We start from the raw sequence: 16,138 nt of genomic DNA, 5'->3' as shown, positions 1-16,138 counted from the left end.
AAAATAAAAGAGATACACAGTGATTATTCCAGCATTAGACGTATTACAAAATCAAATTGTACGTTTGTATCAAGGTAAATATGATACCGCACAGTTTTACCCCTTTGAACTTGGCGCCCGCTTAAAGCAATACGCCGATAGCGGCGCGGGTAAACTGCACCTTGTTGATTTAGAAGGGGCACGCGATCCCAGTAAAAAACAATGGCAACATATTCAAGCAGCCACAAAAGCACTGAATGTGCCCTATCAAGTGGGTGGGGGTATTCGTTCAGAGCAAGACGTGAGCGATTGGCTAAAAGCCGGTGCAAACCAAGTGGTTATTGGTTCTATGGCAGTTGAAAAGCGTGAACAGGTTAAAGCCTGGATTGAAAAGTTTGGCGCTGAGCACTTTGTAATTGCCCTTGATGTTAATAAAACAGAGTCCGGTTGGGCGCCTGCAACCCATGGTTGGTTAAATGAATCTGAGTTTGGGCTATTTGAACTTATTGATTTTTATGTTGAGCTGGGCATTATTGATTTTTTATGCACGGACATCAGTAAAGACGGCACCATGACAGGCCCTTCATTTGAACTATACGAAGACCTAGTAAAGCACAACGCTGATATTAAAGTACAAGCCTCAGGTGGTGTGAGTTCGTTGGATGATATTAAAAGGCTAAATGAACTTGGTGTGGGCGGCGTGATTTTAGGTAAATCTTTATTAGATGGTGCCTTTAGCGTAGAAGACGCGCTTAAATTAAGCTAAACAGATAGGCTTAACCAGCTAAATCAAAAAAGGCACAGGTGCGAGCGCATATGTGCCTTTTTTGTATAAAACAATCAGTTTATTTATGCTTACCCGGCAACATAGAGCCTAATACGCCATCTTGCTTTATTAAACCATGATAAAGCGCGGCACTAACATGCATAAAAATAAACAATAAAAATGCATAAGCAATAAACCCATGTGCTTCACGAAAAAAAGCATATGTTTCAATATCTTTACTTACTAGGCTAGGCAAAGTAAATAAACCAAAAAAGCTCACATGACGGCCATCAGCGCTTTGCATTAACCAGCCTGAAATCGGCATTAAAATCATAGATGCATATAAACCCACTTGGGTTAAATGCGCTGCTAATGCCTGAGCTTTAGGCACACTCGGTGGTAATGCAGGGCTGGTGGTGACTACTTTATTGATTAATCTAATAGCAACTAACACTAACGCTAAAACACCAAACGACTTATGCAGCGCAATGGCCTCTACTTGCCAAACCGCTAAACTTTGCACCATCGACAAACCAAGAAATAACATAGAAAGTATGATTAACGCCATAGCCCAGTGAATAAGCATACTCGACGCTGAGTATTTATTAATTGTTTTCATTCGATATTTCCTGTTATTAATTATTTAAAAGTACTTCTTTAGCACGACGACGAAATGATTCAGCATAAGCCGCGCCACGGGCACGTAATATAGGATCGGCACTTGGCTCTATCCCTGTAGGAAGTACCAAGGGATCAAAGTTCATATCAGCACACATGCCTCCTTCTTGCGCCTGAAGGCTTGAGATAACTAATGTGCCTGCGTTAATTGTTTTGCGTGATTGTGGCCATAAAACAGTTGGGTTATTTTCATCATCTTCAGCGGTTGCAAAGCTAAACAGCATGTCAAATTTAACGGGGGCTTGAGTAACTTGATCTTTAAGTTGTAGCTGCAATGCATCGGCTGAATCATTATTAAGTGGTTGAATGTTTTCATCACTTAATTGTGGTTTAGCTATCCAACGTACGGCGTGCTTTTTACCGTGTTCATCAACCAAATAAAAAGCGTTAATGCTGTGGTATTGCTCAGTGGCAAAACTGCTGGTTGGTTTGTAGCTGGCTTTCCAGTTATTAAATGCGGCACTTTCAGGGTGTGCGGCAAAAAAGGCTTTAATTTTTTCAGGGCTGCGTTTTTTGGTTACCGGATCGGGTGAAAGTGCTTGTAGTTGTTTAAAAAACGCATCTGGCGTCGCTACCGCCATAACCGGAGGTGTGTTCATTGCCACGCGCCATTCTTGGTTATCATCGGTAGTTATAGAAAACGCTAAACTGCGCACCGGTGCTTTTAAATCAGGCGCGGTTGGGTTATTCCCTGCAATAGAAAAACGGCCAACAAAAGGCGTGGCGCCTAAATCAAATACCTTGGCTTGCGAATATTTAGCAAGCTCACCGGTAGACTCAAACGACCCTGCTAAACAAATACCTTTAGCGTGAGCACGACGAAAACCCGCATGGGCTTGATCACCTTGTTGTAAATTAACAAAACGCTGCGCAGTAACCGCATCGCTGTTAAAAGCACCGGTAAAATATAAAATCGTCAGTGCAAATAAAGTGATTATTGCAATTAAGGTGATTTTTTTACTCATGGTAGGATTAGACCTCGTATGATTATTTTCATGATGATTATGTTTGGAATTTTTCATAGTTTTAATTACGTCTTTAAATTAATGGCTAACCATTACTGAGATATGCTTTAGATCGGATAGCTTTTATTTAGTTATACCGACACGACACTCACAAGACCGACCCCAAGCAATTAATATTTCAATTCAATTAATAAAAACCGCACTTTAAGTATTTTAAATTCCAAAAATATAATCTTTATGAGCTGCGCTTTAAAAAAGCCGATTGTTAATTATACTAATGTTGATACAAAGCAAGCATTGGGGTGCTGATTTATTACGTTCTACAAAATCACACAAATTAAAACAAAACCGTACAGCAATAATAAACTGTTGAAATTAAAATATTATTTATTACTCACTCGTTATCTACTGCTTTTTTCAAGTAGTAAGTAGTTATAGCTTAATAAACAGCATTACAGGTAAATTCGAAAATAAACACATTTACGCATTTTATAATTTTGAACCACACAAAAATGCCAACGATTAACACCGCACTTTTTATTTAAGGTAAGCAAGATGATCAATAAACCATGTTTTACTAAATTTAATTTTATTAGTATTGCGCTACTGTTGTTGTTAGCCGGTTGTTCAGATAGCGAAGTCAGCACTCAAAAGCAAAACAAGCCACGCCCTGTTAAGTTAATAACCATTGATGATGGCTCTCAATCAAAAACACTCACCTATCCTGCCACTATAGATACAATAAACAGCTCAAAACTGGCCTTTCAGGTCAGTGGTAAACTTGAAAAGCTCAACGTTATTGCTGCGCAAAATGTAAAAAAAGGAGACGTAATAGCCGCATTAGAGCAACGAAACTTTGTTAATGAGGTTAAGTCGAGCAAAATACAGTTTGAAACGGCCAACAATGATTATCAACGTGGTTTAAAGCTTGCAAAAGACGGTGTTATTTCACAGCGAGATATAGAGCAACTAAAATCTAAAAAAGAAGTGGCCGAATCACAGTATGACTCAGCGCAAAAGGCATTATCTGACAGTAAAATCATAGCGCCTTACGATGCCATTGTTGCAGAAGTTCCAGTAAAGCAGCTTGAAAACATCAGTGCTGGGCAACATGTAGTTACCCTATTTGGTAAAGGTGAAATGGAAGCGGTTGTAAATATTCCCGCGTCTATTGTGGCCACGGTAGATTCTAAACAAAACAATGTAGCGACTGTTATTTTACAAGATGTATCGGCTGCGCCTATCCCTGCCACATTTAGACGTGCGAATTTAGAAGCCGACTCAGCCAGTCAAACCTATGAAGTACGCTTTTCGTTTGCTGTACCCAATAACCTTAATATATTACCTGGCATGAATGCCAGCCTAAAAATAGAACGTCAAACAAGTTCAAACGCAACACGACTGGCTGTCCCTACCTTTGCTATTTTTGAAGAAAACGGCCAGCATTTCGTATGGACTGTTGACCAACAAACAATGCAAGTATCAAAAACACTCGTTGCTATTGAGCAAGGTATTGGCGAACAACTGATTATTACTGAGGGCTTAAAAGCAGGTGATGTGATTGTAGGTGCAGGTGCAAACTATGTGACTGAGGGTATGAAAGTACGTCCTTGGACTAAAGCATAGGAGCGCAGTCATGGATTTAGCAAAGTGGACAATAAATAATAAATTAATTAGCACTATACTCATCATTTTAACGCTTGGCTTTGGTTTTTCGTCATACAAAAACATGGCTCGGTTTGAAGATCCCGAATTTATAATTCGCACCGCGCAAGTATTTGTTTCTTATTCAGGCGCGAGCCCGCTTGAGGTTGCTAAAGAAGTGACCGAGCCGCTTGAGCGTGCCATTCAAGAGTTACAAGAAGTCGATACTATATCGTCGACCTCATCTACAGGGTTATCTGAAATTAAAGTAGAAATTAAATCAGAATTTTCGCCAACCAAATCTGAGCTACAAGTTATTTGGACTAAACTCAGAAACAAAATTAACGATACTCGCCCAACACTTCCTCCTGGTACAGGGACCCCCAAAGTGTTTGATGATTATGGCGATGTATATGGCTTAAGTTATTTAATTACTGCCGAAGGTTACTCCCCCGATGAACTGCATGCCTATGCTAAAACGCTACAAAGTGACATTTTACAAGTAGACGGTGTAGCGAAAGTTGCCATGACGGGCGTACAACAAGAGGGGATATTTGTAGAAATTGCCCGAGAAGAGTTAGCCTCTTTAGGTGTATCTATCAATAACATTTACGGTATTTTGGATGAACAAAACGCCGTATTGAGTGCAGGTAATACCCAAATTGGCAATCAACGTATTTTTATTGATCCCACCGGCGAATTAAACTCCGTTGATACCATTAAAAACCTACTGGTAAGTGCCAGCGCTAAAGGTAAAACAATTTACCTAAAAGATATTGCCAATGTATACCGCGGTTTTCAAAGCCCAGCAACCAAGTTAGTGCGCTACAACTCTAAGCCTGCCATATCACTGGGGGTTGCCAGTGTATTAGGCGCTAATGTGGTAAAAGTGTTTGACCGCGTTGATGATAAAGTAACGCAAACTGAAAACCTCAGACCGCTTGGCATCAGCGTGCATGAGTTTTACCACCAAGGAAAAGTGGTACAAGACTCAGTCGATAACTTTGTGGTTAATGTATTAGTCGCGCTGGTGATTGTCATGGTCACGCTACTGCTATTTATGGGGTTGCGCTCTGGGATTATTATTGGCGCCGTATTACTGCTAACCATTTTTGCCACCCTTGCTACCATGGACTTTAGCGGTATACCCATGCACCGTATTTCCTTAGGTGCGCTTATTATTGCCCTCGGTATGATGGTTGATAATGCGATTGTGGTGACAGAAGGAATTTTGGTAGGCACACAACAAGGGCGTAAAAAGTTAGACATTGCCAGTGAAGTTGTAAAACAAACTAAATGGCCACTACTTGGCGGTACATTAGTCGGCATTGTTGCCTTTGCACCTATTGGACTTGCCCCAGGCGATACCGCTGAATTTACCGGCCATTTATTTTGGGTTATTTTAATCTCTTTGTTATACAGCTGGTTATTTGCCATTACCCTAACTCCCCTGTTTTGTTATTGCTTGTTTAAAGAACAAGATGGCGATACCTCCGGTTCAGCAAAACCTAATAAGCTCATGGCACTGTATCAATCGGTTGTAGTGTCGGCACTTCATCATCGCTGGTTAACGGTTACTGTTGTGGTTGCCATGTTTAGTGTGTCTATGTGGGGTTTTCAATTTGTAAAATCAGGGTTTTTCCCAGCTTCCACCACGCCGCAAATGGTGGTTGATTTTTGGTTACCACAAGGCACCGATATTGAAAAAACCAAAAAAGACATGCTCAAACTTGAAGCGTTTGTAAAACAACAAAACGGCGTTGAAGGCATACAAACGCTTATTGGCGGTGGCGGATTACGTTACATGCTTATTTATGGCAGCGAATCACCAAACAGTTCTTACGGGCAAATTTTAGCTAAAGTCGATGACTATAAAAAACTAGATCAACTCTTACCTAGGGTACAAAACTACATCGATAATAACTTTGTGGATGCGCAAGGCAAAGTATGGCGCTTTGTAATGGGCCCCGGTGGTGGCTCTAAAATAGAAGCCACATTTAAAGGCCCCGATCCGAGTGTATTAAGAGAGCTGGCAGCAAAAGCAAAAGCCGTATTAATTGAAGATGGCGGTGCGCTGTCAATTAAAGACACCTGGCGACAACGCATTAGTGTGATTGAGCCACAGTACTCAGCCATTAATGCACAGCGCGCGGGTGTGACGCGTAAAGCCGTTGCCGAAGCACTGCAACAAAACTTTTCAGGGCAAGTTGTTGGGCAGTATCGTGAAGGCGAAGAGCTCATTCCTATTATCGTCAGAGCGCCACAAAAAGAACGCGTAGACATAAACGATATTGGTAACATTCAAGTGCAAAGCAATATCACTGGTGAAACACTGCCTCTTGCTCAAGTCACCAATGGCTTTAAAACCGTATGGCGCGACGGCATATTAAAACGTGAAGACCGTGAATGGACCATAAAAGCCCAAGCCGATCCACTGCCAGGTGAGCTTGCTTCTGAGTTATTTAATAGAGTAAAACCTAAAATAGAAGCCATTGAACTACCACAAGGCTACCGCCTAGAATGGGATGGCGAATATGGTCAATCGAAAGAGTCTAACGAAATGCTGGCCTCAACTATTCCACTGGGTTTTTTAGCCATGGTACTCATTGTTATTGTGTTATTTAACGCATTAAAACAACCTATTATTATTTGGCTTGTGGTGCCATTAGCCTTAATTGGTGTTGTTTTTGGGCTGGTTACTACACAAATCCCATTAGAGTTTATGGGTATATTAGGATTACTGTCGCTCTCTGGTTTATTGATTAAAAATGCCATTGTATTAGTGGATCAGATGGATATGGAAATTCGCCAAGGAAAACCTGCTTATAATGCCATTATCGATTCGGCAAATAGTCGGGTAAGACCAGTAATGATGGGCACACTCACCACCGTACTAGGGGTTATTCCACTGTATTTTGATGCGTTTTTCCAATCGATGTCAGTGGTACTGGTGTTTGGGTTACTGTTTGCCACCCTACTGACTTTAATTGTGATCCCCGTGCTCTACGCGATATTTATGAACGTTAAACAAGGCGAACAAACAACTAATTAAAACTAACGAAAAATTGGCCATGCTTAGTAAAAAGTCATGGCCAATTATTAAATCGCGACTATGCAATTTATAAAAAATTCCAGCCAACATTACAGACTTTTCAAGCACTGTACGAGGCTAAAAATTCCGGTCGAAACTGCTATCGGTTTTCTAAAGAAACACGCTAATTTTTAGTATTTTATGAATTTAGTATACGGTTTCAAGATTGCGCTTTTTTCCGGAATGAATTATCACTTTTAGTTCTAGCTTTTACCATTAACATAGCGCAAGTTTTATTATATAGTGGAGCCAAGAATTCATTGCATAGTAATGCATTTAGATTCATTCATTAAATTAACTATTCATTTTTATTAAAAATATAACATATCAAGTGCAGTCTATGTGTTTTCTAATGAGTTATACCAATAACAAACGTAATAATAACCATATTACAATCCAGAATTTTAAAAACGAGGTAAGCGCATGTTATCAAAACGCATAATTCCTTGTTTAGACGTAAAAGACGGCCAAGTCGTTAAAGGCGTTAAATTTAAGGGCCATGAGGTAGTCGGCGATGTTTTAACACTTGCTAAAGCCTACAGTGAAGCCGGTGCCGACGAACTGGTATTTTACGAGATCAGTGCAAGCGTTGAAAAACGATTACTCGATGTAAATTGGGTAGAAAATATTGCCCGCCATATCGATATTCCATTTTGTGTAGCGGGTGGCATTAAATCGGTAGCCGATGCAGCGCGCGTACTTGAACGCGGCGCTGACAAAATCAGTATTAATAGCCCTGCCATTGCCCGTCCTGAGCTTATAAAAGAGTTACACGATGAGTTTGGCAAGCAGTGTGTGGTTGTCGGTATTGATAGCTTTTACGATGAAACAACCGGTGAATACTTAGTGTATCAGCTTACAGGCGATCCTAATGCCTCAAGCCGTACTCGTTATAAAACCCAAGAGTGGGTTCAGCGGGTGCAAGACTTAGGCGCTGGCGAAATTGTTTTAAACTGTATGAACCAAGATGGCGTTCGTAATGGTTACGACAACGAGCAACTAAGCAAAATACGCGAGCTATGCGACATTCCTTTAATCGCCTCAGGGGGCGCAGGCACAATGCAAGATTTTGTTGATGTATTTAAACAAAGCAAAGTAGATGGTGCACTCGCAGCCAGCGTTTTTCATAAAAACGTGATTAACATTGGCGAACTAAAACAATTTTTAATAGATAACCAAGTGGCAGCCAGATTATGCTAGTAACGCAAGAAAACCTAACTCAAGTTGATTTCGCAAAAAGCGAGATGATCCCTGCCATTGTTCAAGATGCACGCTCTGGCGTTATTTTAATGCAAGGTTTTATGAATAGCGAAGCGCTTGCTGTTACGCTTGAAAGTAATAAGGTTACTTTTTATTCGCGTTCTAAATCGCGTTTATGGACCAAAGGCGAGTCATCAGAAAACTACTTAAACGTGGTCTCTGTGCATACAGATTGCGACTACGATTCAATTTTAGTATTGGCAAACCCAGAAGGGCCAACGTGCCATTTAGGCACGCAAAGCTGTTTTGGCGATGCTGCAAAACCAAGCTTAAGCTTTTTAGCGCAACTTGAAGATGTGATTGTTGCACGTAAAAACGACGATCCAGCTAAAAGCTACACCGCGTCCTTATTTGCTGAAGACTTAAGCCGCAGCTGCCAAAAAGTAGGTGAAGAAGGCGTTGAAGTGGCGCTTGCGGCAATGAAACACGACAACAATGAGCTTACTAACGAATCGGCTGACTTGTTGTATCACTTAATTGTGTTACTACAGCGTCAAGGCTTAGAGCTCACCGATGCAGTTGCTTGCCTACAAGGGCGTCATAAGTAAAACCGCCTGTTACTGTGTGCGCCATTTTGTGGCGCACTCAGTATGTTAAAACCATAAATTCACTTTAAATTACACCTTGCGAATAGCATTTACTCCCTCCCTTAGGTATTCTTTAACTAGGGTCTGTTGACCTTTGCGGATTAAAATTTGTTCAAACTAGGGGCGGTTTAATCGCGGCGCGAGGTTTGCAACCTAGTGGGCTAAGTCAAAACCGAGCAACAAAGAGTAAATCGCCCCTAGGCAGAACCCGAAGGGCAGCGCCTGTTTGGCATTGATGCTGCGTTATCACCTATTTATGGGGAATAACCACACTACATAGGCTCTGCCTTGCCTAAATACCAAACAGACTGCTGAAAATTCAACCTTGAAAGGTCAATAGACCCTAATGTTCAAGGAATAGCTATTACAAAAGGATAGCGCATTATGAAAACCTATATATCGCTGGTATTAACTGGCCTAATTATATCTGGCTGTAGCAGTTTAACCACTGAGCAAAAAGCTAAACTAGATAACCTAACCCCCTGCGAAAAAATGGATGGGCTAATTGCCGCCTATGACAATCGCTTTGAAGCGTTAAAAGACACCAAAGTAAAAACACCTTATTTAGATGTGTGGAGCGCAAAGTACAACGTATTTGGCAATAACTGCCAAGTAACCAGCTTTAACAATCAAACCGTGACCTATCGCTGTCAAGAAAACTACAAAGACCAGCAACAAGCCGTTGCCATGCATAAACAAGCCGTTGAGCTCACTCGCCAATGTTTAACAAAAAATAGCAACTGGTTAGAAACACAAAAAGAGTCGGAAACCTCTCTGCGCACCACCTTTGTACTTGATGATAAATCGCCGGTTATTTCTGTTTATACCAGCAAAACCTTATCAAAAATTAAAACCTGGTCTACCTCGTTAGAAGTAGGAAAGCCCGTCGCCACTAAATAATTACGAGAGAATGTATGCGCCTAATACCCAGTAAACAATCCACTCATTTAAAAACAGACTGTATCGGTGAATGTTATAGAATGAATGGCTACTGTACTGGGTGCGGGCGCACAAGTGACGAAATATTCGACTGGATTATTTTAACCGATGAGCAAAAGCAAACTATTTTGGCCTCCCCTCGTGAAGACGCTAAAAAAGACTAGCTTAAATTTATAACCATTAAGGCGCATTACGTTGTGATGGGTCGCGTTTAAAGTCTTTGCTTAATTGCTTAGGGTCTAACGCTTCACGTTGTTTGCTTGCACCTTCTGCCCACCAAATTAATTGATTAAAGGTGCGCGAAAAATAGCTATCCCATGATGTTTGCTCTGCCGCATTATTTGCGTCACCACTTTCAATAAACACATCCTGTGCTTTTGGTACATGTATCATTGCTGATACCGGCAAACAACCTAGTTCACTTAAAAAACTGCGCATGCCAACAGCAGCGCGCACGCCGCCCCACTGCCCTGCAGAATAGGTAACAATTGCGCTGGGTTTATAGCCAAATAACGAGCTTCCAAAATGGTTTAGCAAATTAGCAAGTGCCGGACTCATCGAATGATTATATTCAGGGCTCACCATAACAAAGCCATCGCTGGCTTTAATTTTTGCTGCTAAATCATCAAGTTGTTTAGGTACCTCAGCCTGCGTATAGGCAAAGTGCGGTTTAAACACAGGGTCTAAATCGTAATCGAGCGGATCAATAAGCTCTATTTCGTGTTCAGAGTAGTACTCAAGCAAACAACGCTCACATGCTTTTGCTACTCTCTCCCCTAAACGCGCAGGCTTAGGTGGGGTACTTTTTCTAACCGAACCGAGAAAAATTAAAAATTTCATGTATCGGCACTCCTTTTTGATTACAAAAATAAATACCTCAAAAAAGTTTGAGGTATTTACTGTACAATTTAGGCCTTATCAAGCGCTTGGCTTACATCGGCAATAATGTCGTCAATGTTTTCAATACCCACCGATAAACGAATTAAATCGCGGCTAACGCCCGCATTGGCCAGTTCTTCATCATTTAATTGGCGGTGCGTGGTAGATGCAGGATGACACGCCAGCGATTTAGCATCGCCGATATTTACCAAACGTAAAATCATGTTCAGGGCATCAATAAAGCGCGTACCGGCTTCAAGGCCACCGGCAATGCCAAAACTTAAAATACCTGACGCCTTACCGTTGGTAATTTTTTGGCTCATTTCGTTATATGGGCTTGATTTTAATCCCGCGTAATTAACCCAAAGCACCTTTGGATGGCTCTCTAAATATTCAGCAATTTTTTGCGCGTTTTCGCAGTGGCGATCCATTCTTAGCCCTAATGTTTCAAGGCCAATTAAAATGTCTGATGCGTTTTTAGGTGCAAGCGCCGCACCGGTATTTCTAAGAGGGACAACGCGGCAACGCCCAATAAACGCCGCCTCAGTAAACGCATCGGTATACACTACATTATGGTACGACGGATCAGGCTCATTCATCATCGCAAAACGAGTCGCATTGGCTTTCCAGTCAAACTTGCCCGAATCAACAATCATACCGCCAATCGCGGTTCCATGGCCGTTAATGTATTTAGTGAGTGAGTGCACCACAATATCGGCACCTAACTCAAATGGCCGACATAAATACGGCGTAGCCACAGTGTTATCTACAATTAAAGGCACCCCTTTGCTGTGGGCAATTTTCGCAAGGCGATCAATATCAACTATATTCCCTGCAGGGTTACCAATCGACTCACAAAATACCGCACGGGTATTTTCATCAATAGCATTTTCAAAACCGTCAAAATCATCGGCTTTAATCATTCGCGCTTCTATACCTTGGCGCGGCAAGCTGTGGGCAAATAAATTATAAGTGCCGCCATACACTTGGCTGGTGCTTACAATATTAGTGCCCACTTCACATAAACATTGAATTGCATAGGTAATCGCCGCCATACCCGAGGCCACTGCCAGCGCACCAATGCCGCCTTCCATCGCGGCAATACGCTGCTCAAGTACCGCATTGGTCGGGTTCATTATGCGGGTATAAATATTACCCGGCACTTTTAAATCAAATAAATCAGCGCCATGCTGGGTATTATCAAAGGTGTACGAAGAGGTGTTATAAATCGGCACCGCCGCCGACTTAGTGGTGGCTTCAGATTCATAACCATGGTGCAACGCTAAAGACTCAAGTTTCATAATTTATTCCTTCAATATAGTTACACCTAACGTAGCATTTAATGGTTACAAAATGCACATGAAATATACTAAAGAATGTTGAAGTAATTTGATTGAATGCTGTATCTAGGTAAGTGTTAAAACTATCGTTTGCTCATATATTCAAGAAAATGAGCCAAGCGCGCATGTTAATCTGTTCTTTGTTACTTGATGATAATAAAAACTTAGTGATAGTAATATGTTAGATAATTTGTTAAAAATATATAAAAAGAAAAATGAGCGTGACATCGGCAGAAATATGCGCGATTAGCGCACTATTAAATTGTTGAACTAAGCCGCTACGCGGAGATCCTATTCTTATCATTTGAGCCACACTTACCTTGGGGTTATCCCATAACTTGGAGGTAAGTCATGAATACACTCATTGAACAAGTCAAAACTGAAATAGCCTACCTTGGTTATTCACAAAGTACCTGTAAAAGTTACTGCGAGCATTTGCTTAAACTCAGCCATTATTTTAATAAACCACTCGATTCGATTACTGATGATGAGCTGAATATCTTTTTTAAAGATCCCGCTATTCGCAAGCTCTCCAGAGCAAGCCAAAAAATACAAATAAACAGTATTTGGTTTCTGTTTAAGAATATTTTACACCGCCCACTTAACTTAGATATTGTACTGCCAAAAGTAAAACTTCGCGCACCCACGTATTTATCGCGCGATGACATGCGACGGCTTATAGAAAGCTGCACTGACATGCGATTGAAAACGTTAATAGCGGTGTGTTATGGCTGTGGTTTACGTGTTAGCGAACTGCTACGCATTAAAGTGCAAGATATCGATGGACAGCGTAAAACCATTTTAATTGAACAGGGTAAAGGGGATAAGTCACGGTATGTGGTTGTATCAGACAGTGTGCTGAATCAATTACGTTGTTATTGGAAAATGTATCATCCAACGGGCTGGATGTTTTACTCGCGGTTGTTAATGGATAAACCCATGTCACCCTCAAGCTTCAGAAAGGCATTGAGAAAACATGCACAAGCGTGTGGCTTAAAGCACTGTAACCCACATGCTTTACGCCATGCTTATGCAACACACCAACTTGAATCAGGTATGCCACTTCATTAACTGCAACATCAGCTTGGTCACAGTGATATTAAAACCACACAAAGTTACTTACACTGGTTACCTGAATTAGGGCATGGCGGCATTGATTTGCTTGCGAGTTGGGGTAAACAGTGAGCGCTTTGCATCTCGCTGATATTTTAAACTCAAATCTTGAGAATTATCGACAGCATCATACGATGAGCTATCAACAACTGCGCGTGTGTCAGCACCTTCAATCATGCAGAACGGGTCATCTCGGTTATCAAGCATGGCAATGTGATAACTGTGGTGAGTCGCAAAAGATTGGATGTAGTTGTCGAGACCGTCATTGTCCGCGTTGCCAAGGCATGGCTACTGCTAAGTGGGTGCAAAGGCAGCAAGAGGATTTATTACCGTGTCGGTATTTCCACCTTGTTTTTACGCTCCCTCATGAGTTGAATATCATTGCGCACTATAACCCAAGCGCGTTGTACCAGTGTTTATTTAAAGCCGCATGGCAAACGCTGAGCAAATTTGCGAAACGAAAGAGGCATGGCCAGTTAGGCATGACAAGCGTACTGCATACGTGGGGGCAAAACTTAAGTCAGCATATTCACCTGCATTGCTTGATACCCGCAGGCGCGCTAGATAAAGCGCACTGGCATGAAATAGAAAAAGGCTACTTATACCCCGTAAAAGCGTTATCAACAGTGTTTAGAGGAAAAATGCTGGCGGCGTTAAACGAATCAGATGGTTCATTCGTGAAGATAAACACGCCAACAAAATGGTGCGTGTATAGCAAAGCCTGTTTAACGTACAGTGAAAAGCTAGTTAGTTACCTTGCTCGTTATACACGAAAAGGCGTGATGTCAGAATCGCGATTAGTGTCAGCGAATGAGCAGTCAGTGAGCTTTAAATACCACGATTATGCAGATAATAACCGCGATAAGGTCATGACACTGAGTTGTGACGAATTTTTACGTCGTTACTTACAACATGTATTGCCCAAAGGGTTTATGCGCATTCGCCACTATGGTTTTTTAGCCAATGCATGTCGCAAGCGAAAGTTAGGGTTAATAAAGGCTCAAGCACCAGTAACCCCATGCAAAGCGGTGAAGCCGAAGGTAGAGCAAGAACGATTAATACCCCATTGGTTTTGCCAGTCATGCAAGACGGGTACCTTACGATTTATTGGTGTGATGAATTTAGATGAGGCGACAAATAAAATAGTGCGAACGAGTTAGCAGCCTTGCTTGCTGCATCAAATCAATAAGTTAACCTGCTTAATTGTTCAGGCTAGCGGCCTCTGTACGTGTAAAAAATATAATTGCTTATTAAGGCAAATTTAGGTGTAATGAATACATAATAAGCGCTGAGCAATGCAGGGAAAGCTTACATAACACTCGCTAAGCTGATTAAATTAGCGAGGAAAGTGAGAGCCTCTAAAAAGCAAATTCCCATAGCATAAACAACACCAACTCTGACACACCGAGCAGGTAGCGGCTCAGTCCAACAAGTGATTATGCAACACAAACAGCGTGTCGCATAAATACTAAAATGTTATAAGCCACACAGATTGTGGTATCTACTAAACTTTAAGGTTATCAAATGGAATTGAAAAACACTGTAAGATTTTCCGAGTTAGATTGGTTACGGGTGATATTGATTTTTGCAGTATTCCTTCATCATGTGTGCATGCCTTTTAATGGAGATGGTTGGCACATTATGAATAACGATTCGAGCAAAGTTCTCGATGATATCATGGTTTATTTTGAACAATTTAGATTACCAATCTTATTTTTTATTTCAGGTGTTGGCTCTGTTATCTTGCTATCAAAGGTAACTGTATTGAAATTTGTCAAAGACAAATTTCTAAGATTATTTATTCCCCTTTTGATTGGCTCTTTGTTAATTATTCCTCCGCAAATTTATATTGAAAATATTGCTGAGATGCAATCATACTGGCAAGAATACCCATCTCTCGCATTAAAATTCGAAACTAATCACCTTTGGTTTATAGAGTACCTTTTTGTTTTTTTCTTGCTTGCTATCCCATTAAATAGACTATTTAGCTCGTCTTTCGGTACATCAATAATTAACTTTGTGCAAGTATTGTCAAAACACAAAATCGGTCTGTATTTACTTGTTATATTGCTCATAATAATAAAAGTGTATTTTTCGTTAACGTTTTCAAGTGACGATAAAAAGATAGAAAACCTGTCTTCTTCAGCTTTCTATTTTTTCTTTTTTATTGCAGGTATGCTTTTTGTTCGTAGCAACGTTATTTGGCAAGCAATATATGATCAACGATTTTATAATTTACTGTTGTTAGTATTTAGCACGATACTTTTTTATTCTTATTATTACTCCCCTGACTTGAGTGAGTACTTGTCACTAGATATGCGTTGGTCTATCTGGTGGTTGGTTTGTTGTTTAGTTGCATGGTCTGCATTTTTAACTATTTTAGGTTATGCGCAATTCTATTTTACAAAAACACCAAAATGGGTAAGCCTTAGTAACGAGTTAATCTACCCTTTTTATATATTTCATCAAACCGTAATTGTGGTAATAGGCTATTATGTCATCGCATGGCAAACCCCAATCTTGTTAAAGGTTATTTCTCTTTTCGCTTTATCCTTTTTTACTACCACCGTGATTTGTTGGTTTATTATTAAACCATCAAACTTTTTAAGGTTTTTGTTTGGCTTAAAGCCTAAAAATAACGTTGTGCCAGTGGCTTATAACAAGCCAATTAAGCAGGACTAAAAGCCAAAGGGGTCAAATCTTGACTTCAGACATTATAACTCCTGACCGTCTGCTTCTGGCACAGACTGTGTGAAAACTCTGATCACCTTTTGGTCTAAGTATGTTCTGCTTATGATCTATTAATCTATACATTTAGTTCACTTAATATACTGATATTTATATAATTAGACTATTGATTCAGTTGAGGGTTGAGGCAGTATGTCAAAGTTTATAAG

At 40.6% G+C, this 16,138-nt stretch carries 14 protein-coding genes; 10 read left to right on the top strand and 4 right to left on the bottom strand.

Annotation, left to right across the window (positions count from 1 at the left end):
• Positions 1-19: 19 nt before the first annotated feature.
• Positions 20-745, top strand: a complete 726-nt coding sequence (hisA, locus tag ND6B_RS12250; RefSeq protein WP_033103133.1) for a 1-(5-phosphoribosyl)-5-[(5-phosphoribosylamino)methylideneamino]imidazole-4-carboxamide isomerase — start codon at positions 20-22, stop codon at positions 743-745.
• 79 nt (positions 746-824) lie between these two features.
• Here hisA and ND6B_RS12255 read toward each other — a convergent pair whose 3' ends face one another.
• Together ND6B_RS12255 and ND6B_RS12260 are read right to left on the bottom strand one after the other, a co-directional pair.
• The gene (locus ND6B_RS12255; RefSeq protein ID WP_033103132.1) at positions 825-1,364 is read right to left on the bottom strand and encodes a cytochrome b; all 540 of its coding nucleotides are present in this window, start codon (positions 1,362-1,364) and stop codon (positions 825-827) included.
• A 16-nt stretch (positions 1,365-1,380) separates the two neighbouring features.
• On the bottom strand, positions 1,381-2,388 hold the full coding sequence (locus ND6B_RS12260) for a catalase family peroxidase (protein WP_033103131.1): 1,008 nt from the start codon (positions 2,386-2,388) through the stop codon (positions 1,381-1,383).
• Positions 2,389-2,943: 555 nt separating this feature from the next.
• Between ND6B_RS12260 and ND6B_RS12265 the strand changes: the two genes are divergently transcribed.
• The 6 genes from ND6B_RS12265 (at position 2,944) to ND6B_RS19900 (ending at position 10,073) form a co-directional block, all read left to right on the top strand.
• Positions 2,944-4,014, top strand: a complete 1,071-nt coding sequence (locus ND6B_RS12265) for an efflux RND transporter periplasmic adaptor subunit (protein ID WP_028834567.1) — start codon at positions 2,944-2,946, stop codon at positions 4,012-4,014.
• A gap of 10 nt (positions 4,015-4,024) precedes the next feature.
• Positions 4,025-7,084 carry an efflux RND transporter permease subunit gene (locus tag ND6B_RS12270; protein ID WP_033103130.1) on the top strand — a complete coding sequence of 1,020 codons (3,060 nt, stop codon included), beginning with the start codon at positions 4,025-4,027 and terminating at the stop codon, positions 7,082-7,084.
• Between the two features lie 462 nt (positions 7,085-7,546).
• Entirely contained in the window at positions 7,547-8,323 is a 777-nt protein-coding gene (gene hisF, locus ND6B_RS12275; protein ID WP_033103129.1) for an imidazole glycerol phosphate synthase subunit HisF, read from the top strand.
• A complete protein-coding gene (gene hisIE / locus ND6B_RS12280) occupies positions 8,317-8,931 on the top strand; it encodes a bifunctional phosphoribosyl-AMP cyclohydrolase/phosphoribosyl-ATP diphosphatase HisIE (RefSeq protein WP_013463284.1) in 615 nt (204 codons plus the stop codon). The genes hisF and hisIE overlap by 7 nt, the downstream gene beginning before the upstream one ends.
• A gap of 423 nt (positions 8,932-9,354) precedes the next feature.
• Positions 9,355-9,870, top strand: a complete 516-nt coding sequence (locus ND6B_RS12285) for a hypothetical protein (protein ID WP_033103128.1) — start codon at positions 9,355-9,357, stop codon at positions 9,868-9,870.
• Positions 9,871-9,884: 14 nt separating this feature from the next.
• Positions 9,885-10,073, top strand: a complete 189-nt coding sequence (locus ND6B_RS19900; protein ID WP_081844568.1) for a DUF1289 domain-containing protein — start codon at positions 9,885-9,887, stop codon at positions 10,071-10,073.
• 16 nt (positions 10,074-10,089) lie between these two features.
• Here ND6B_RS19900 and ND6B_RS12290 read toward each other — a convergent pair whose 3' ends face one another.
• Together ND6B_RS12290 and ND6B_RS12295 are read right to left on the bottom strand one after the other, a co-directional pair.
• Entirely contained in the window at positions 10,090-10,749 is a 660-nt protein-coding gene (locus ND6B_RS12290; RefSeq protein ID WP_033103127.1) for an NADPH-dependent FMN reductase, read from the bottom strand.
• A gap of 68 nt (positions 10,750-10,817) precedes the next feature.
• Positions 10,818-12,089, bottom strand: a complete 1,272-nt coding sequence (locus ND6B_RS12295) for an O-acetylhomoserine aminocarboxypropyltransferase/cysteine synthase family protein (RefSeq protein ID WP_033103126.1) — start codon at positions 12,087-12,089, stop codon at positions 10,818-10,820.
• A gap of 390 nt (positions 12,090-12,479) precedes the next feature.
• Between ND6B_RS12295 and ND6B_RS19580 the strand changes: the two genes are divergently transcribed.
• The 3 genes from ND6B_RS19580 to ND6B_RS12310 all read left to right on the top strand — a co-directional run bounded on the left by ND6B_RS19580 (position 12,480) and on the right by ND6B_RS12310 (position 15,923).
• Positions 12,480-13,199 carry a tyrosine-type recombinase/integrase gene (locus tag ND6B_RS19580; RefSeq protein ID WP_235420461.1) on the top strand — a complete coding sequence of 240 codons (720 nt, stop codon included), beginning with the start codon at positions 12,480-12,482 and terminating at the stop codon, positions 13,197-13,199.
• A gap of 110 nt (positions 13,200-13,309) precedes the next feature.
• A complete protein-coding gene (locus tag ND6B_RS12305) occupies positions 13,310-14,401 on the top strand; it encodes an IS91 family transposase (protein WP_033103125.1) in 1,092 nt (363 codons plus the stop codon).
• A gap of 364 nt (positions 14,402-14,765) precedes the next feature.
• The gene (locus ND6B_RS12310) at positions 14,766-15,923 is read left to right on the top strand and encodes an acyltransferase family protein (protein ID WP_033103124.1); all 1,158 of its coding nucleotides are present in this window, start codon (positions 14,766-14,768) and stop codon (positions 15,921-15,923) included.
• Positions 15,924-16,138: the final 215 nt, after the last annotated feature.

Origin of the sequence: Pseudoalteromonas sp. ND6B, from assembly GCF_000764215.1 — a bacterium.
GTDB classification, from domain to species: domain Bacteria; phylum Pseudomonadota; class Gammaproteobacteria; order Enterobacterales; family Alteromonadaceae; genus Pseudoalteromonas; species Pseudoalteromonas tetraodonis.
Note: the sequence above shows the minus strand (reverse complement) of the source record. Positions and strands in the feature narration are given on the sequence as shown.

Coding starts and splice junctions, on each gene's coding strand:
- ND6B_RS12255 (WP_033103132.1), bottom strand. CDS start 1,364: ATGAAAACAATTAATAAATACTCAGCGTCGAGTATGCTTATTCACTGG.
- ND6B_RS12260 (WP_033103131.1), bottom strand. CDS start 2,388: ATGAGTAAAAAAATCACCTTAATTGCAATAATCACTTTATTTGCACTG.
- ND6B_RS12265 (WP_028834567.1), top strand. CDS start 2,944: ATGATCAATAAACCATGTTTTACTAAATTTAATTTTATTAGTATTGCG.
- ND6B_RS12270 (WP_033103130.1), top strand. CDS start 4,025: ATGGATTTAGCAAAGTGGACAATAAATAATAAATTAATTAGCACTATA.
- hisF (WP_033103129.1), top strand. CDS start 7,547: ATGTTATCAAAACGCATAATTCCTTGTTTAGACGTAAAAGACGGCCAA.
- hisIE (WP_013463284.1), top strand. CDS start 8,317: ATGCTAGTAACGCAAGAAAACCTAACTCAAGTTGATTTCGCAAAAAGC.
- ND6B_RS12285 (WP_033103128.1), top strand. CDS start 9,355: ATGAAAACCTATATATCGCTGGTATTAACTGGCCTAATTATATCTGGC.
- ND6B_RS19900 (WP_081844568.1), top strand. CDS start 9,885: ATGCGCCTAATACCCAGTAAACAATCCACTCATTTAAAAACAGACTGT.
- ND6B_RS12290 (WP_033103127.1), bottom strand. CDS start 10,749: ATGAAATTTTTAATTTTTCTCGGTTCGGTTAGAAAAAGTACCCCACCT.
- ND6B_RS12295 (WP_033103126.1), bottom strand. CDS start 12,089: ATGAAACTTGAGTCTTTAGCGTTGCACCATGGTTATGAATCTGAAGCC.
- ND6B_RS19580 (WP_235420461.1), top strand. CDS start 12,480: ATGAATACACTCATTGAACAAGTCAAAACTGAAATAGCCTACCTTGGT.
- ND6B_RS12310 (WP_033103124.1), top strand. CDS start 14,766: ATGGAATTGAAAAACACTGTAAGATTTTCCGAGTTAGATTGGTTACGG.